Annotated in this window: 14 protein-coding genes; 10 read left to right on the top strand and 4 right to left on the bottom strand. The window is 67.5% G+C overall.

Annotated features, from left to right (window positions below; genetic code table 11):
* Nucleotides 1-67: 67 nt before the first annotated feature.
* Nucleotides 68-3,793, bottom strand: a complete 3,726-nt coding sequence (locus BAU07_RS27670; protein WP_157122205.1) for an autotransporter outer membrane beta-barrel domain-containing protein — start codon at nucleotides 3,791-3,793, stop codon at nucleotides 68-70.
* A gap of 338 nt (nucleotides 3,794-4,131) precedes the next feature.
* Here BAU07_RS27670 and BAU07_RS12425 point away from each other — a divergent pair, with 338 nt between their 5' ends.
* A complete protein-coding gene (locus BAU07_RS12425; protein ID WP_066658046.1) occupies nucleotides 4,132-4,557 on the top strand; it encodes an organic hydroperoxide resistance protein in 426 nt (141 codons plus the stop codon).
* 87 nt (nucleotides 4,558-4,644) lie between these two features.
* On the opposite strand, the gene BAU07_RS12420 is transcribed toward BAU07_RS12425, so the two are convergent.
* Nucleotides 4,645-5,091, bottom strand: coding sequence for an SRPBCC family protein (locus tag BAU07_RS12420; RefSeq protein ID WP_066658045.1), 447 nt, complete (start codon nucleotides 5,089-5,091; stop codon nucleotides 4,645-4,647).
* A gap of 204 nt (nucleotides 5,092-5,295) precedes the next feature.
* Here BAU07_RS12420 and BAU07_RS12415 point away from each other — a divergent pair, with 204 nt between their 5' ends.
* From BAU07_RS12415 to BAU07_RS12385, 7 genes are all read left to right on the top strand, one after another.
* A complete protein-coding gene (locus BAU07_RS12415; protein ID WP_066658044.1) occupies nucleotides 5,296-6,090 on the top strand; it encodes an enoyl-CoA hydratase in 795 nt (264 codons plus the stop codon).
* Nucleotides 6,090-7,226, top strand: coding sequence for a CaiB/BaiF CoA transferase family protein (locus tag BAU07_RS12410; protein WP_066658043.1), 1,137 nt, complete (start codon nucleotides 6,090-6,092; stop codon nucleotides 7,224-7,226). The genes BAU07_RS12415 and BAU07_RS12410 overlap by 1 nt, the downstream gene beginning before the upstream one ends.
* 40 nt (nucleotides 7,227-7,266) lie before the next feature.
* Nucleotides 7,267-8,178 carry a LysR family transcriptional regulator gene (locus BAU07_RS12405; RefSeq protein ID WP_066658041.1) on the top strand — a complete coding sequence of 304 codons (912 nt, stop codon included), beginning with the start codon at nucleotides 7,267-7,269 and terminating at the stop codon, nucleotides 8,176-8,178.
* Nucleotides 8,179-8,297: 119 nt separating this feature from the next.
* Nucleotides 8,298-9,281: a Bug family tripartite tricarboxylate transporter substrate binding protein gene (locus BAU07_RS12400; RefSeq protein ID WP_084025657.1), complete on the top strand. Its 984-nt coding sequence runs from the start codon at nucleotides 8,298-8,300 to the stop codon at nucleotides 9,279-9,281.
* A 240-nt stretch (nucleotides 9,282-9,521) separates the two neighbouring features.
* Nucleotides 9,522-10,568 (top strand): sensor histidine kinase, encoded by a 1,047-nt coding sequence (locus BAU07_RS12395; protein WP_232338296.1) that lies wholly within the window; start codon nucleotides 9,522-9,524, stop codon nucleotides 10,566-10,568.
* Entirely contained in the window at nucleotides 10,556-11,287 is a 732-nt protein-coding gene (locus tag BAU07_RS12390; RefSeq protein WP_066658037.1) for a LytR/AlgR family response regulator transcription factor, read from the top strand. The genes BAU07_RS12395 and BAU07_RS12390 overlap by 13 nt, the downstream gene beginning before the upstream one ends.
* Nucleotides 11,288-11,439: 152 nt before the next feature.
* A complete protein-coding gene (locus BAU07_RS12385) occupies nucleotides 11,440-12,351 on the top strand; it encodes a hypothetical protein (protein WP_066658034.1) in 912 nt (303 codons plus the stop codon).
* 27 nt (nucleotides 12,352-12,378) lie between these two features.
* Here the strand turns inward: BAU07_RS12385 and BAU07_RS12380 are convergent, their stop codons facing one another.
* A complete protein-coding gene (locus tag BAU07_RS12380; RefSeq protein ID WP_066658031.1) occupies nucleotides 12,379-13,593 on the bottom strand; it encodes an MFS transporter in 1,215 nt (404 codons plus the stop codon).
* Nucleotides 13,594-13,691: 98 nt separating this feature from the next.
* Between BAU07_RS12380 and BAU07_RS12375 the strand changes: the two genes are divergently transcribed.
* A complete protein-coding gene (locus BAU07_RS12375) occupies nucleotides 13,692-14,612 on the top strand; it encodes a LysR family transcriptional regulator (RefSeq protein ID WP_066665367.1) in 921 nt (306 codons plus the stop codon).
* A gap of 52 nt (nucleotides 14,613-14,664) precedes the next feature.
* Here the strand turns inward: BAU07_RS12375 and BAU07_RS12370 are convergent, their stop codons facing one another.
* Nucleotides 14,665-15,711 carry a CorA family divalent cation transporter gene (locus BAU07_RS12370; protein ID WP_084025655.1) on the bottom strand — a complete coding sequence of 349 codons (1,047 nt, stop codon included), beginning with the start codon at nucleotides 15,709-15,711 and terminating at the stop codon, nucleotides 14,665-14,667.
* A 208-nt stretch (nucleotides 15,712-15,919) separates the two neighbouring features.
* Between BAU07_RS12370 and BAU07_RS12365 the strand changes: the two genes are divergently transcribed.
* On the top strand, nucleotides 15,920-16,912 hold the full coding sequence (locus BAU07_RS12365) for a Bug family tripartite tricarboxylate transporter substrate binding protein (protein ID WP_066658022.1): 993 nt from the start codon (nucleotides 15,920-15,922) through the stop codon (nucleotides 16,910-16,912).
* Nucleotides 16,913-16,921: the final 9 nt, after the last annotated feature.

Raw genomic sequence — 16,921 nt, 5'->3', positions numbered from 1 at the left:
GGCGGCCCGCCTTTCACGATCGGCGTCGCGGGTGGCTCGGGCTGGGCAGCGGCCAGGCCCGAAGATTTCAGAACCGCCATGCCACGCTGACGCTTCCGGCATTCTGCCGGTTGCCGCCGCCGAACTGACCGGTGTAGGCGACACCGACCGAGGTTGCCTTGGTTACCCGCATGTCCACCCCTATTTCCATGACGGCGGCGTCCTGCGCAATTGGCGCGCCTGCGACCGTAAAGGGCACACTGTCGCCCATGGCCATGGTGGTCGACGGATCCAGGTCGCCGAAGGCGTGGCGCCAGCCGGCCATGGCATGGACCCGGCCGGGCAGGCCGGCGGATTCGAAGCGCGCCTCGCCGCGCAGTCCCAGGGTGCTAGTGGTAACGCTATTGCGCTGCGCTTCGCCGTCCAGGGCGGCGGCGCCGCCGGATTCGGAAAAACCCCTTACGCGCAGATCGCTGTAGTTCACACCGGCGAAGGGCTGCAGCGCCATGCCGTCGCCCACGGGCAGCCGGTAGCCCAGTTCGGTGAACATCTGCGCCGTGCTGGCGTGATAGCTGGCTTCGAGCGTATCGCCCAGGCCCGCGGCGGCCGTATCGCGCTGCGTGTCGATGTCGTGCCAGGTATAGGCGGCGCCGACCGTCCATTCGATTCGTCCCGGGCCGGCCTGGTACGCCTTGCCGCCGTAGAGCGTGGCGCTGTAGCTGTCCACATCCGCGGTGGAGGCCCGGTCCTTCAATGAGGCGTGGCTACCCGTATAGCCCAGGGCGCCGCCCAGCCGCCACCCGCCGCCGATGGCCTGGTCGCCACCGATGAATACGCCGCCGTCCGATTGCCGCAGCCGGGCCGCGCTGCCGTTGCCCCCGAACGTGCGCCAGTTGCCGAATACCTGCGCCCAGACCGGCTGCGCGGTGGAGCGTGGGAAGGCCGTCTCGTCCTGCATGGACGTGTCGCCGGCGCCGCGTTGCGCGGTGGGCGCGCCGGGCGCCAGGCCCGCGTACAGGTTGGAGCGCAAGCGCGCCACGGGGAGACTGGCGACGGTATCGCCCAGGCCTTGCAGCATGGCGATGGCGCTCGCATGGATTTCGCCGGACAAGGCGTCGAAAGCGGCCGGGGGCGCCCCCTGCGGCAAGTTCAGCACACGCGCATAGACGGCATTGTCCTGCGGAAGGCTTTGCACGGCGTTGGCGACCGCCCGCTGATTCCCGGTGTCGGCCGCATCCGCGAAGCGGATCGGCCGCGTGCCGCCGCTTCCGCCGTTGGCGCCGCCGCCGGGGGCGCCATTGTTGCCCCCACCATTGCCGTTGCCGCCACCGTTGCCATTCTCGCCGCCGCCATTGCCATTGCCATTGCCATTGCCATTGCCATTACCGCCGCCATTACCGCCGCCATTACCGCCGCCATTGCCCGAGCCGCCGTCGTCGGGCACCTGCTTCAGTTGCATGCGCAAGGTCACATCCTTGGCTCCATAGGAAATCTGTGGATCCAGGAAGGCATAGTTGCTGCCGACGTTGTCGAAGCGTCCCTGCACGCCGCCGGCAGCCGTCACGATGGTGTAATCGCGCGCGGTAGTGAAATTGCCGTCGGGGCCCACGTGCACGGCCGAGCCGGCCAGCGCCGCCGTGCCGCTGACGTCGATACGATCGCTGGCCGACGAAGCCGAGTCCACCTCGACCTGGTACACCGAGCCCGGCGCAAGGGTCAGGTTGCCCGAGACGTGCAGCGTTCCGATGGAGTTGCCCGGCGCGATGATGCCGCCCGCCGCGACCACCGTACTTCCCACGGTCCCCTGACCACCCAGCATCGCACCGCTGCCGACCATGACCGTGCCGGGCAGCGAGGCATTGGCGTGCGTGCCATCGCCAACCACCAGCTTGCCGGCCTGGATCGCCAGCGCGCCGGTATACGTGCTCACGCCGTTCAGCGTCAGCGTCCCCGCACCGGTCTTGGCGAGCGCCCCGCTCCCGGATATCCCGCCCTGCAGCGTCAGCGGCTGGATCGTCTCGAAGGTGCCGCCGCCCGGGTTCACGACAATGCCGCGAGCGGTATCGATGGCGACCGTATTGCGCAACACACCGCCGTCGAACGCCAATCCCCCCGACACGTCGCCCAGCGCGCCGTCGGAATCGATGGACAGCGTGCCGCCGCGCAAGGTCCAAGGCGTGATGCCGGTATTGGACCCAGTCAGCGTCCAGATGCTGGCCCCGGTCTTCTGGTAGCCGGCGAAGCCCTGGTACTGCGCGCCGCCGCCCAAGGCGCCGATCTGGCCCACATCGAACGTGGTCGACGCGTCCGTCGTATCGCCGCCCAATGCCAGGACGTCACCGCCTGGCGCTGTCCCGCTCGTGCTGACGACCTGGCCCAGAATGGCGGAGCCGGCCTGCAGGGTCAGGCGGTTGGCGCCCCCGCTTAGCGCGATGGCCGGGGCACGCACCGCGTTGGCGCTGTCCATGCCGCCGGCGATGGCGCCGCCGTTGGACAACTCTACGCCGCCTTGCGCGATGATCGCCGTGCCGCCGCTGCCGGCCGCGCCGCCCGATTGCGTGCCGCCGGTACCGCCGCTTATGGCGCCCAGGTTCAGCAAGGATCCGCCGGTGTTGATGAAGCGGATGCCGGCGCCCGCATTGCCAGCTGCGAAGGAGCCGGTGGACGTGCCGCCCCGCCCGCCGGTAATCTGTGCCCCCGCCTCATTGATGATGCTGCTTCCGTTGGCGACGACGGCGTCCCCCCCGGCGCCGCCGCTGGGCGCCGTGCCACCCTCGCCGCCGACGATCTGCGCGTTGTTCAGGATGCTGCCGCGGTTGGCCAATACGCCTGCGCCGCCATTGCCGCCGAAGCGGCCGAAGCCGCCGCCGCCCTGCCCGCCCTGCACCGGACCGGCGTTGTTGCGCAACTCACCGCCGTCCATGAGAAAGACACCCGCGCCGCCATCGCCGCCGGCGGTGAGGCCCGAGCCGGACGCGCCACCCAGGCCGCCCAGGATGATGGCGCCATCATGGTCGACCGTGCCACCGGCAGCCAGCACGAGGCCTGCGCCGCCTCCGCCTCCTCCTCCGCCGGCCACGGTATTGAAGCCGGCGCCCCCCGTACCGCCTGCGATCGGTTGGCCGCCCGTGGATATCGTTGCGTTGGGCGCGGTAAAGACCATCCCCCCTGAACCACCGCTACCGCCACCGCCCCCCCCGGCGACATCGGCTCCGAAGTCGCCGTCCGAGCCGCTCGGGCCGAACGCCGCGGAGGACAGGCTTACGTTGGCGGCCGCATTGACGTTGCTGCCCAAGGCCAGCACGTCGCCTCCATTGCCGCCGTTGCCCGTAAAGCCTCCCGCGCCGCCTCCTCCGCCGCCGCCCGAACTGGCATCGGAACTCAGGATCAGTCCGCCCGATCCCCCCGGGCGGCCGCTGTTGGCGCCCGCGCTGCCGCTCTGTGCGGCGCCGCTCAACGTCGCGCCCGCCCCGCCGGCGCCGCCATCGGTCGGCACGCCGGGCGTCGCGGTCTGTCCGCCTCCCCCGCCGCCGCCGCCGCCGGCGATTCCGCCTGCTCCGCCCGCGCCGCCGTCGCCATTGGTTGCGTCGGCGCCATGGCCGCCACGGCCCCCGCCACTGGCAATGTCTCCGGGGGCAGCCCGCACGCCCATGGGCACCGCGATGGACAGGATCGCAAGCGCCAGAAAGAGCTTGCGCGGCGGCACCGGAGCGGAGAGCTGTGAAGCGGAATATGGGGAGCGGTGTCCATCCGCCGGGGCGGCGGAGACGAAAGGAAACTGCGGCGGGACAATCAGACGGCTTTTATTTTTCATATGTGCGCGTGAGATGAACTGACCACATGGCAGTGTGGGTCGAAACTGAGGGACCAGAGGACTATCGGCTTGCAGGTCCGCCCCGGCGCTCGAGCACATCACTGATATTGCCGTCGAGCCAAACCGCCAAGCCGCCGGCGATTGTAAGAGCTGCGCAGGAAAATGGCTCACTATGAAAATGCGGTCCGTGGCATCAGGGACGCTTGCTCGCTGTATCGCAATGTACCGAGCTACCCGGCGCGATACGCGGGCATGCATACAGGACGGTGTTTTGACATAGTGCGGATACCGGGTCGCGGTGTACTGGGCGCATTTTCCAATGACCCGAAGGAGTCACCATGTCCCACGCGCTCGAAACCGTCCTGTACACCGCTGAAACCCGCACCACGGGAGGCCGCGACGGGCGCGGCACCTCCAGCGACGGCGCGCTGGATGTCCAGCTCGGTTCTCCCGGCTCCGGCAAGCCGGGCACCAATCCCGAACAGCTCTTTGCCGTGGGTTGGTCGGCCTGCTTCATGGGCGCCATCCAGCTCGCCGGCCGCAAGCTGAACATCAAGGTGCCGGAAGATGTGGCGGTCCAGGCCAGCGTCTCGCTGGGCAAGACGTCGGGCGGCGCGAATTACGCCCTGGCCGCGAAACTGCGGGTCGCGCTGCCCGGCCTGGACGACGCGCAGAAGCGCAGCCTGGTCGATGAGGCGCACCAGACCTGCCCGTACTCGCGTGCCACGCGCGGCAATATCGATGTCGAGATCGCGGTCGCGTGATAGGGATCGCCCGGTCGCCTGACAGGCATTGGAGGAACGCACCACACAGCGATCCTCCGCTGGCGACCTTCCGATGTGCTATGCCACTCAGCCGGGAATTTCCGGCTCGACCAGCTTGGCCAACTGGGCCAGCGACTCCTGCCAGCCCAGATAGCACATTTCGACCGGGATAAGCGCCGGCACGCCTTCCTGCACGATGTCGATCTCCGTTCCGCAGGAGACCTGGCGCAACGAAATGGTGGCCACCATCTCGCCAGGCAGGTTGGGATCGTCGAAGCGGTCGGTGTAGCGGATTCTTTCGTGCGGGACGAGTTCAAGATACTCACCGCCGAAGGCGTGCTCATTGCCCGTGCCGAAATTCCTGAACGACATCCTGAAGGTGCCGCCGACCTTGGGCTCCATGTGGTGGACCCGGCAGGTATATCCGTAGGGCGGCAACCACTTCGCCATGGCCTCCGGTTCCAGGAAGGCTCGATAGACGCGTTCCGGGGGCGCGCGCAACACGCGATGAAGTTTGACGGTTCCAGTAGCCATGTCGATGCACCTATCAGAAAGGGTGGGATGTACTCCTACGACGACTCAGCGACACCGGCATCGACATGGCCGTCACTAGGGAAAACCCGGAATAAAGGAAGGCGGCGCCTATTCCGATCTGGACTTATTCCATGAAAATTAATCGTTTGTTGCGATCAAACGCGGCGCTTAGCATCCTCGGACGACACCAGGAGGCAAACTACCATGAGCGCGGCCATTCCAGATTTCGCCCATAGTCTTATCGAGCGCGATGCGCAGGGCGTGTACACGCTGGCCATCCACGAGGCCAAGAGCCTGAACATCCTGTCCACGCGGGCGATGCTGGGGCTGACCGAAGCGGTCCGCTGGATCTGCGCCCAGGACGATGTCCGCGCGCTGGTGCTGCGCGGTTCCGGCGACCGCGCCTTCGTGGCGGGCGCCGACATCCACGAGATGTCCGGGCTGGACCCCGAAAGCGCGCGCATCTTCATCACCCACTTGCGCGAATTGTGCGAAGCGGTCGCCCATGCCCCGGTGCCCACCATCGCGCGGATCCCCGGATTTTGCCTGGGTGCTGGCATGGAGCTGGCCGCCGCCTGCGACATCCGCCTCGGCGGGCGCGATAGCGTGTTCGGCATGCCGGAAGTCCGTGTGGGCATTCCTTCCGTTGTCCATGCCGTGCTGCTGCCGGCCCTGATCGGCCCGGGCGCCACCAATTGGCTGTTGCTCACCGGCGAAACAATAGACGCGGACCAGGCGTTGCGGTGGGGTTTCCTGCAGTTCGTCTGCGAGCCCGGCGAACTGGATGCGCTGGTGGCGCGCACGGTCGCGCCCATCGTGGCCAGCGGGCCGCGCGCGATCCGTTCGCAAAAGGCCTTGCTGCGGTACTGGACCACATCCAGCATGCAAGCCGGCCTGGACCGCAGCGTCGAGGTCTTCGGCGACGCCTTCACCACGAGTGAGCCGTCCGAATACATGGCGCCCTTCCTCGCCCGCAAGCAGCATCGGGAGCCAAAGTAATGGCGGGCCCCCTGCACGGGATACGGATCATCGACATGACCTCGGTCGCCATGGGCCCTTATGCCACCCAGATCCTGGGCGATATGGGGGCGGAGGTGATGAAGATCGAATCGCCCGAGGGCGATGTATTCCGCAGTACGGCGCCTGCCGTGAACGCGGGGATGGGGCCCGCCTACCTCAACCTGAACCGCAACAAGCAAAGCATCACGCTGGACCTCAAGACCGCGGCCGACCGTGAGCGCCTGCTGGCCCTGATCGACACGGCCGACGTCTTCATCTCCAACGTGCGTCCCCGCGCCCTGGCACGCCTGGGCCTGGACGCCGCGACCCTGTGCGCGCGCAATCCCCGCCTGGTTCACTGCGCGGCGGTGGGCTTCGGCCAGGACGGGCCCTATGCGGCCCGGCCCGCTTTCGACGATATCATCCAGGCCATGAGCGGTCTGGCGGACCTGCAGGGACGCCACACCGGCGCGCCAACCTATGTGAACACCATCCTGGCTGACAAGGTGGCCGGCCTGACCCTGGCCTACGCCATTCCGATGGCGCTTTACGAACGCGAACGGTCCGGCCAGGGCCAGGCCATCGAAGTGCCGATGTTCGAAACCCTGGTTTCGTTCCTGCTTGTCGAACATCTCGGCGGCCACACCTTCGAGCCGCCCCAGGGTCCCATGGGCTATGGACGGGTCCTGTCCGCGCAACGGCGGCCGTATCGCACCCGGGATGGCTACCTGGGCCTGCTGCCCTATACCGACGCCCAATGGCGACGCTTCTTCGCCCTGGCGCAGCGGGACGATCTGGCCCGGGATCCCCGCTACATCGACGCCGCGGCGCGGGCGCGCCATTTCGATGCCCTTTACGGGGACCTGGCGGACATCGTAGCTGTGCGCCCCACGGACGAATGGCTGGCCCTGCTCGCGGATGCCGACATTCCGCATGCGCGCGTGAACACCCCCGAAGCGCTGTTCGAGGACCCGCATCTGCAGGCCACCGGGTTCTTCCGGCGCATGGAGCATCCCACCGAAGGGTCGGTGGTGGCCACCGCCATACCCGTGCGGTTCTCCCGCACGCCGGGCGACATCCGCGGCCTGGCGCCGCGACAGGACGCGGATCGCTATATCCTGGACACTGCGCGCTGAGCGGCCATGGCCGCGCGGCGCATCGAGCACGTGGCGAACCATGAATATCACCCTCAAGCAATTGCGCGTTTTCTGCGCGCTGTACGAGCTGCGCAGCTTCACGGCTGCCGCGCGCGCGGCCTTCGTGACGCAATCGGCGGTCAGCAAGCTTTGCGCGGAATTGGAAGCGGAAGTCGGCCAGCCGCTGTTCGAACGGTCCACCCGCAGCGTGAAACCCTGCGACGGCGCCGCGGACTTCTATGCCTATGCGCAGGAGATCCTCGGCATCGTCCGCTCGGCTGAGCGCAGCATGTCGGGTCTGCGGTCGCTGCAACGGGGCAACGTCGGCGTGGCCAGCTCGCCGTTGATGATGGTTGGCCTGCTGGGCGATGTGGTGGCCGCGTATCACCGGGCCCACCCCAGCGTCAGGCTCGATCTGTTCGAACTTTCCAGCGACGAGACGATCGCCCATGTGCGGCACGGCCGCGCCGACTTCGGCATCGTATCGCTGGAGATGCCAGTCGAGGAGCTGGCTGCCCGCGTCATCTATCGCGACACCATGTACGCGGTGTGTGCCCCGCGGCACGCGCTGGCGCGCAAGCGCTCCGTCCATTGGGCCGACGTGGCCGCCCACAACCATATCGCGCTGCGCAATGTCTACAGCGTGCGGCGCAGCCTGGATCGCGTGGCCGCTGAACTCGACCTGGAGTTCCGATATCAAATCGAAGTGGGCATGTTGACATCCGCGCTCAACCTGGTGGGCGCCGGCATGGGCATTACCGTCGTCCCCGGTTATGCCGCCGACCTCGCCAGGAAGCTCGGGCTGCGCGTGATTTCCATCGAGAACGCGCGCAGGCACGGGCATGAACTGTGGCTGATCCAGCGTCACAGCGCCCGGCTCTCGCTGGCGGCGGCGGCCTTCCTGGCCGACACCGAGGCCTACCTGGCCGCGCGCGAGGCCGCGGCCGATTGATCCAGAATCGGAATAAGTCTATGAATATTAGTCCCTTGTTGGGATAAGCCGGTGCGGCGCATCATGCGGCAGGCATAAGCAAGGCGAGCCCCCATGGCTCTCCAACAAAGGAGACAGGCATGACCCGAATACTGGACCGCGCGCGCAGGCGGCTGTTGGCAATAGGCGCGGGCTGCGCCGTGGCGGCGCTGTGTGGGGCCGCGCAGGCCGCCGACACCTATCCCGACAAGCCCATCACCATCATCGTGCCGTTCTCGCCGGGCAGCGCGACGGACACGAGCGCGCGCATCCTGACGGAAAAGCTGGGACCGCGGCTCAACGTCCCGATTGTGATCGAGAACAAGCCGGGCGCGTCCGGCACAATAGGTTCGATGGCCGCCGCGCGCGCGCATCCCGACGGCTACACCCTGATCCTGACCAGCAGCTCCACGCATTCGGCCACTCCGGCACTGTTTCGCAAGCTCGGGTATGACCCTACGGGCGACTTCATCCATGTGGTCCGTATCGCGACCATACCGATGATGCTGGTGGTGCGCGCCGATGCCCCATACAAGACGACGCAGGAACTGATCAAGGCCACGCAGAGCAAGCCGCTGAACTATGCCTACGGTTCGCCCACCAGCCAGATCGCGGGCGCGACGTTCAACACGGTAGCCAGCGCCACCGCCAACGGCGTGCCGTACAAGAGCCAGCCGCCGGCCGTGACCGATCTGCTGGGCGGCCATGTGGACTATCTTTTCGCCGACCTGTCGGTGGTAACTTCCTTCATGCAGGCCGGCAAGCTGCGCGGGCTGGCCTTCACCGGGCAATCGCGCGCCCCGGCATTCCCGGACGTGCCGACGCTGGCCGAGCTGGGCTACAAGAACTTCGACCTGGTCGTGTGGGTGGGCGTTGCCGTGCCGGCGGGAACGCCGGACCCGGTGGTGCAGCGCCTGAATCGGGAAGTGGCCGCCATTTTGGCGGATCCGGATACCGTCCGGCGTTTCGAAGCCCTGGGCATGCACGTATCGCCGAACTCGGTCGCGGAACACCAGGCTTTCGCACAGGCCCAGCGCAAGGTATGGACGCAGCGCGCGGTCGACGCCAGGATAGAGCCGCAGTAAGCAAGCGTCCCGTTCAGACAGCCCTCCTCGCGTGGTGCGCCGCGCTGGCTTTGGGCGAAACAACGGGACCGACACTTGTTGCCGCTGGGTGTGGCGGCTATTCTTCGCGAACGGCTTGGTCCTCTGCCTTTTTGGGACCGCCCGCGCGGGCGCTTCGGCGAACCGACCGCGCGTCCGATCCGAATACCACAACCCGCCTCATCGCCCACCCCTATGGAATCGGCTGCCACTTTCAGGAATTTGACCGAAGGGGATACCGGACCTGGCTTCTGGCGGGCGCAAACCATAGGGTGGCTCTGCCTGGCCACCATCGGCTTTCTGATCCGGCTCGCAGCCTTCGGCCACGCCGGACTTGCCTTGGCGCTGACCCTCGTGCTGGACAGCCTGGGTTTTCTGGCCACCAGCGCGGGGGCCATCTTCCATGCACGCCATCCCGGCGCCAGCAAGGCGGCGGCCGTGGCGATCGCCGCGCTGCTGTGCGTGATCGCGGCGGCGGTCGGCGCGCTGATCGCGCACTCGCTGCACGGGCTTTTTCCACCGGACGCCGTGACCTACGTGCCGCGCAACGGCTTTTCCATGGGATTCGTCTACTACCTGGGAATCTATTCCATCTGGACCCTGGTGTACTTCGGCGTAAGCGCGGAACTCGACGCGCGGATGGCCCGCATGTCGATCATGCACGCCGAAACCCGCGCCCTGCGGCTGGAACTGGAATCGCTGCGCTTGCAGGTCGAGCCGCATTTCCTCTTCAATGCGCTCAACACCATCGTGGCCGAGATCGCCGAGCGGCCCGTGATCGCCGAAGAAATGACCCGCCGGCTGGCCTCCTACCTGCGTTATTCGCTTAGCAAGCGCCACAGCGCCACCTGCCGGCTCGAGGAAGAAGTCGCGGCGCTGGAGACCTACATTGGAATCCAGGCATTGCGATTCGGTGATCGCTTCACATACCGGGCCAACATCGATCCTGCCGCCCTGCATGCGAGCATTCCCCACATGGCGTTGCAGGGCCTGGCCGAGAATGCCATCAAGCATGGGATGCGGGCGGACCAGCTCCATTTTTCCATCAACCTGCGCGCCTGGATGGCGGATGGCGCCCTGGTCGTGGAAATGGACAACCCGGGCACACTGGACGCCCCGGCCGATACGGCGCGCAACGGCGTCGGCCTGGACAACCTGCGGCAGCGCCTGGCCCTGCACTATCCGGGCCGTGGCCGCTTCGTCCTGGAGCAGCGCGCGGACCGCACCGTCGCCACGCTCACCGTGCAAGGGGCGCCATGCAACGTGTGATCCTGGTCGATGACGAAGCGCCCGCGCGCCGCTATCTGCGCCGCCTGCTGGAAGCGCACAGCGATGTACAGATCGTCGGGGAAGCCGCCACGCAGGAACACGCGGCGCAATTGATCGGGCAACTGCAACCCGACGTGCTCTTCCTGGACATCGAGCTGACCGAAGGCACGGGATTCGACCTGCTGGGCAGGCTCGCCACCGTACCCGCCGTCGTTTTCGTGACAGCCCATGCGGACCATGCCGTGCGCGCCTACGACGTGGCGGCGCTGGATTACCTGCTGAAGCCCGTCGACGCCCAACGGCTGAACGCCACGCTGGGCCGGTTGCGACGGATGAGGAGTCCCAGCACACAGGAGGCGCATCTTGTCGTCCGCAGCCGCAACGGCGTGCGGCAGATCAAGGTCCAGACCCTGTCGGCGTTGCTCGCCCAGGGTGACTACGTCCGGCTGTGCTGCATGGACGGTACATCCGAATTGATACACGCCACCCTTACCCGATTGCGACCGCAATTGCCGTCGCCACCGTTTTTCCAGGCCTCGCGGTCGATCATCGTCAACCTGAACCAGGTGGCGAGAATAGGCGGCGGCGCGGAAAAGCTGGTCGAGTTCATCCATCGGGCGGCGCCCATCGCGTTGGGACTGACCGCATACGAACGGCTGCGCCGGGAACTTGCCCGCGGGGACCGCGGGCCAAAAGAGGTGCCGGGCGATCATTCTTGATACGGCGTCGAACCTTTGGGACCGCCTCCGGAACGATCGCGCATTCCATACCGGGCGGCCCCCGGCAGCATATTCCATGCGGCTTCCCGCGCGCGGGTATGCCGGTTGCTTGCGCTCTCCCCTTGAACCTTCGTTCAACAGAGAGGAATTCCATGGAAAGCACCACATTGCATAGCTCCGGCTCGCCCGCATCCGTTGGCAAGCGCGAGTCCTTCGGTTCGGCGGTCTCCTGGGGCGCCGTGCTGGCCGGCGCGTTCGTCGCTTCCGCGACCTACCTGATGCTGTTGCTGGCCGGCGCGGGCTTCGGGTTCGCGTCCATGTCGCCCTGGGGGGACGATGGCGCTTCGGCCAAGACACTCGGGATAGGCGCCATCATCTGGCTGGTCGTCATCCAGCTTATCTCCGCCGGACTGGGCGGCTATATCGCCGGTCGCCTGCGCACCAAATGGGTCGACACCCATTCCGACGAGGTGTATTTCCGCGATACCGCGCATGGATTCCTGGTGTGGGCGGTCGGCGCCGTCGTCAGCGCGTTCCTGCTGGGCTCCGGGCTGTCTTCTGCGGTCAGCGGAGCGGCCCAGGTGGGCGCCAGCGCGGCGTCCGGCGTCGGGTCCGCCGTGTCGGCCGCGGTGCCCGCCGCGGCGGGTGGCGGCGGTGCGGAGGGCGCAGGTCCCTCGGCGCAGTACTTCGTCGACAGCCTGTTCCGCTCCGATCGCCCGGACGCCGCCCAAGGCGATGCTGCGAAGGCAGAGGTGGGCCGCATCCTCGCCGTCAGCCTGGCGCGCGGATCCATCACTCCGGAAGACAAGACATACGTCGCCCGGGTGATCTCCACGCAGACCGGCGTCGACCAGCCCACCGCGGAAAAGCGCATCGACGATACGATCAACCGCGCCCGGCAGACCGCCGACGAAGTCAAACAAAAGGCGCGCGAGGCCGCCGACACGGCCCGCAAGGCCGCAGCAGGGTTTGCCCTGTGGGCTTTCCTCTCCATGCTGATCGGTGCATTCGTCGCCAGCTATGCCGCCACGCGCGGCGGCCGTACGCGCGACGCCGTGCTGTAACGCGGCCCGCGTGGGTCGCGCCCGTCGCTAGGCACGCGGCGTGGCCCACCGCAATCCCAGCGCGCCGGCCGAGGCGGCGGCCGACAGCACGACCACGCCTGCCCAGCCCCATTGCGCCAGCGCCAGGCTGCCTATCGCGGCGCCCGCGGCCATGCCGATGAACATCCCGGTCACCAGCAGCGCATTCAAGCGGCTGCGGGCGTGCGCGACCAGCCCGTACACAATGGCCTGGTGCGCAATCAGCGCCGTCTGCACCCCGAAGTCGAATCCGACCGCGCCAAGGACGAGTAGCCACAGCTGCGCCCGTACCGGCATCCAGGGGGCCGCCAGCATGGCCAGGAAGGACACCAGCGCGATGGCGGCGCCGGCGACGGCCACGCCTTGCGGGCCGCGGCGGTCCGCAAGGCGTCCCGCCAAGGGCGCGGCCAACGCGCCGGCCGCGCCGGCCAGGCCGAAAGCGCCGGCCGCCGTGCTGCCGAGATGAAATGGGGCACCGTGCAACATCACCGCCAGGGTGGACCAGAACGCGCCAAACCCCACGGAAAGCAGGCCCTGCGCCCAGGTGGCGCGGCGCAGGGCGGCATGCTCGCGCCATAGCGCCACGAGCGAGGCCAGGAGTTGGCCATAGCTCAGGTCGGTGGTTGCCACAGAGCGCGGCAGGCCGTGCCAGATGGCGACCCCGATCAACACGACGCCGGCCGAGGCGCCGAGGTACATGGCGCGCCAACCGGCGTGTTCGGCCACGAAGCCGCTGACCACGCGGGACAGCAGGATGCCCAGCAGCAGGCCGGTCATGACGGTGCCCACCACCTTGCCGCGCTGCTCGGCCGCGGCCAATGTCGCGGCCGCCGGCACGATGTCCTGCGTGGCCGTGGCCGCCAGCCCGATGGCGACGCTGACGGCGATAAGCATCCCCGCGCCCTGGGCCAGACCGCCCAGCAACAACGCCACCGCAAGCAGGCCGGTCTTCAGCAGAATGATCCGGCGCCGATCGTAGCGGTCGCCCAGCGGAGCGAGCAGCAGGATGCCCAACGCGTATCCCAGCTGTGTCAGCGTCGGTACCAGGCCGAGCACGGCGTCGCTGGCGTGCAGCTCCGCGCCCAGTACCGCCAGCATGGGCTGGCTGTAGTAGAGCGACGCGACGCTCAACCCGGCCGCCACGGACAGGAGCAGTACCAGCCCGCGCGACGCGGCGGCCTCCGCGGGGGCGCTGCTTGCATACGCCGTTTGAATGGACGACATCTTCACACCTCGTTAGAAAACCAGACTGGCGTGATTATGAGGAGCCGGCTGCAGGGCTTGTAGTGGGCATGGCTGTAGAACTGATATACGATAAACGCATGAAAGAGCCAGGAAATCCAGGAGTCGATCGCATTGAGCTCCTGCAGACCTATGTGCGTATCGTCGAAACCGGCAGCCTGTCCGCGGCGGCGCGCGAATTGGGCACCACGCAGCCCACCATCAGCCGGCGGCTGCAGGCGCTGGAGCGCCTGCTCGGCCTGCGCCTGCTGCAGCGTTCCACCCATGTGATGAAGACCACGCTGGACGGCGAACGTTGCTATGCCCATGCGAAGGGCCTGCTGGCAAGCTGGCATGCCATGGACGCGGAGCTGCGCGGCATGGGCGACGAGCCCGAAGGGACGCTGCGCGTACTGGCCCCGCATGCCTTCGGGCAGGAACAATTGATCGAACCGCTGGCTGCCTACCTGCGCCGCTATCCGCGTGTCCAGGTGGAATGGCTGCTGCACGACCGGCGTCCCGACTACATCGCCGAAGGCATAGACTGCGCGATCCAGGTCGGCATGGTCGACGATCCTTCCGTCGTGGCGATCCAGCTTGCCCAGGTTTCACGCATCGTGGTCGCCGCTCCCGGGCTGCTGGAGGGGCTGCCGACGCCCAGGCATCCCCGCGATCTCGCGGCGTTGCCCTGGCTCGCCATGCGGACCTTCTACCAGGACGAAGTGGCGCTCACGCGCCAGCGCGATGACGCCGCCTACCGCTTTCCGATACGGCCGAAGCTGAGCACGGACAGCCTGTACGCGCTGCGCAACGCGGCGGCCCAGGGCCTGGGCGCGGCGCTGGTCTCCGAATGGCTGATGCTGCCCGACCTGCGGCAGAAGCGGCTGGTTCACCTGGTGCCGGAATGGCGCGGCCTGCCCCTGCCCGTGTATCTGGTGTACCCGTATGCGCGTTTTTACCCGGCGCGGCTGCGCTTGTTCCTGCAGGCCATGCGGACCACCATGCCGGAGATCCTGTCGTAGCGGGGCACGGCATCAGGCGCTCGACGGCTTGCTCGCCGCGCCCGACGCCCCCCTACCAGAGCTTGAGTTTCTTCAGCAAGGCGAGCATGCCGGCGCCCAGCATCGCCATCAGGGCGAGCACGTACCAGAACGCACCGGGTGTCCGCAGGCCGGGGACGTCCTCCATATTCATGCCGAAGATGCCGGACAGCAGCGTACCGGGCATCAGCAAGGCGGTCAGCACCGACAACACCACCAGGTTGCGGTTCATTTCCTCCGCCATCTGCGAGGCGACCTCTTCCTGGAGCAGCTTGGCGCGTTCATACAAGGCGTCGATATTGGCGCCCAGGCTGTGCAGCCCGTCGATGACCTGCGCCAGTTGATCCAGCGCGCGGGCGTTGGCCCAGTCATGTCCCAGCGTGCAGAGCCGGCCGAGGATGTTGCGTTCCGGATGGATGTGGCGGCGGAATTCGGCGAGTTGCCGCCGCACGGCGCTCAGCGCGCTGCGGTCGGTTTCCTTGCGATCGGACAGCACGGAGGCCTCGATGTCGTCGACATCGTCGGTCAGCGTTTCCAGTTTGTCCGCGAAGCCTTCGGACAGGCACTGAAGCAGCCGGGCCAGCAACGCGGGCGTGCAATCGAAATCCGCGCCCTCCTCGACCAGGCGCCGCAGGCTGTCGGTGGAACGCAGGGCGCCCCGGCGCACCGTGATCAGCCGGCTGCCGTCCATGTAGAAATGCAGCACGCCCTTTTCGTTGTCCGCGTCGCCCGCGTCCATCTTCAGGTCCACCAACAGGCCGTATACACCCTGGTCGGTGATGTGCAGTCGCGGCCGGCTGTCATGGCCGGCCAGGAATGCGCGCGCGGCGGGCGGAATGTCGTCGACGCGCTCGAGCCAGTCGTGGATGCGGCTGTCGGCGATCTTCAGGTGGATCCACAGGAATTGCCCCGGCGCCACCGGCGCGGGCGCCTGGATGTCGTCCCAGTTCAGGCGCACGGGACGTTCGCCACCGAAGCGGAAAGCGCAGATGAGACCGCCCGGGCCGGTGGCCAGCGTAAGCAGCCGATTGCGTGCGGCAGGGTCTGCGGCAGACGGCTCCGTGCGTGAGGAAGTATCCATGAATCCGTGAGTAGCGAAATATAGCGAGACGGGCCTGTGCCAAGACCGGCGCGGCGCGACGGGTCACGCCAGGCGTCGCACAGGCCGGCATGAATACCGCGCCGTGATGACCGTTTCATGACGATGGCCCCCCTGCACGCGGATATCATCGAGCCGTGGCGTACCTGCGGTGGGCGCCGCATGATGCACATCCATAATGAGGAACAGTATGAAGACATACGCCAAGCACATGCTGGCCGCGGCGGTATCGGCCGCGGCCGTGCTGACGCAGGCCACGCCGGCAATGGCCCAGGGTACCGGCGACTGGCCGTCCAAACCGATCACCATCGTCGTGCCCTACGCCCCCGGCGGCTTCGCCGACACGCGCGTGCGGCTGATCGCCAGCAAGCTGGAGCCGCGCCTGAAACAACCGGTGGTCGTGGAGAACAAGGCAGGCGCCGGCGGCGTGGTCGGCACCACGTTCATCGCCCGCGCCAACCCCGACGGCTACACCCTCGGCACGGGCAACCTGGCGCCCATGTCCGTGAATCCCAGTCTGATGCAGAGCATCCCCTACGATCCCTTGAAAGACCTCGCTCCGGTCATCCTGATCGAGAACAGCCCGCTGGTGCTCAGCGTGAACAAGTCCGTCCAGGCCGGGAACCTGACGGAGCTGATCGCGCTGGCCAGGTCTGAACCCGGCAAGCTGACGTTCGGGTCGTCCGGCGTGGGTGGCGCGCACCATTTGTCCGGCGAGATGTTCGCGGAGCAGGCACACATCGATCTCACCCATGTGCCGTACAAAGGCGGCAACCTGGCCGCGACCGACCTGATGGGTGGGCACATCACCATGATGTTCGAAATGGGCTATTCCGCCCTGCCCGCCATCAAGGGCGACAAGGTGCGGCCCATCGCCGTTACGTCCGCGCGGCGCATCAGCGTGCTGCCCGACGTGCCCACCATGGTTGAAGCCGGCCTGCCGGGCTACGAATCGTATAACTGGCAAGGCATCGTGGCGCCCGCCGGCACGCCGCGGCCCATCATCGACCGCTTGAACGCCGAGCTGAACGCGGTGCTGAAGGATCCGGAAGTGGCCAAGGCCATCGAGGATACGGGCAGCCAGGCCGGCGGCGGGACGCCGGAGCAGTTCGCTGCCTTCATCCAGTCCGAAACCGCCAAGTGGGCGCAGGTCATCAAGGAAGCGAAGATCACGCCGCAGTAAGAGCGCGCC

It is taken from the genome of Bordetella flabilis (genome assembly GCF_001676725.1).
GTDB lineage: Bacteria > Pseudomonadota > Gammaproteobacteria > Burkholderiales > Burkholderiaceae_B > Bordetella_C > Bordetella_C flabilis.
The sequence above is the reverse complement of the archived record's forward strand: the minus strand, read 5'-3'. Positions and strand labels throughout refer to the sequence as shown.

Excerpts from the sequence above, each read along its gene's own strand:
- BAU07_RS27670 (WP_157122205.1), bottom strand. The coding sequence starts at position 3,793 with ATGAAAAATAAAAGCCGTCTGATTGTCCCGCCGCAGTTTCCTTTCGTC.
- BAU07_RS12425 (WP_066658046.1), top strand. The coding sequence starts at position 4,132 with ATGTCCCACGCGCTCGAAACCGTCCTGTACACCGCTGAAACCCGCACC.
- BAU07_RS12420 (WP_066658045.1), bottom strand. The coding sequence starts at position 5,091 with ATGGCTACTGGAACCGTCAAACTTCATCGCGTGTTGCGCGCGCCCCCG.
- BAU07_RS12415 (WP_066658044.1), top strand. The coding sequence starts at position 5,296 with ATGAGCGCGGCCATTCCAGATTTCGCCCATAGTCTTATCGAGCGCGAT.
- BAU07_RS12410 (WP_066658043.1), top strand. The coding sequence starts at position 6,090 with ATGGCGGGCCCCCTGCACGGGATACGGATCATCGACATGACCTCGGTC.
- BAU07_RS12405 (WP_066658041.1), top strand. The coding sequence starts at position 7,267 with ATGAATATCACCCTCAAGCAATTGCGCGTTTTCTGCGCGCTGTACGAG.
- BAU07_RS12400 (WP_084025657.1), top strand. The coding sequence starts at position 8,298 with ATGACCCGAATACTGGACCGCGCGCGCAGGCGGCTGTTGGCAATAGGC.
- BAU07_RS12390 (WP_066658037.1), top strand. The coding sequence starts at position 10,556 with ATGCAACGTGTGATCCTGGTCGATGACGAAGCGCCCGCGCGCCGCTAT.
- BAU07_RS12385 (WP_066658034.1), top strand. The coding sequence starts at position 11,440 with ATGGAAAGCACCACATTGCATAGCTCCGGCTCGCCCGCATCCGTTGGC.
- BAU07_RS12380 (WP_066658031.1), bottom strand. The coding sequence starts at position 13,593 with ATGTCGTCCATTCAAACGGCGTATGCAAGCAGCGCCCCCGCGGAGGCC.
- BAU07_RS12375 (WP_066665367.1), top strand. The coding sequence starts at position 13,692 with ATGAAAGAGCCAGGAAATCCAGGAGTCGATCGCATTGAGCTCCTGCAG.
- BAU07_RS12370 (WP_084025655.1), bottom strand. The coding sequence starts at position 15,711 with ATGGATACTTCCTCACGCACGGAGCCGTCTGCCGCAGACCCTGCCGCA.
- BAU07_RS12365 (WP_066658022.1), top strand. The coding sequence starts at position 15,920 with ATGAAGACATACGCCAAGCACATGCTGGCCGCGGCGGTATCGGCCGCG.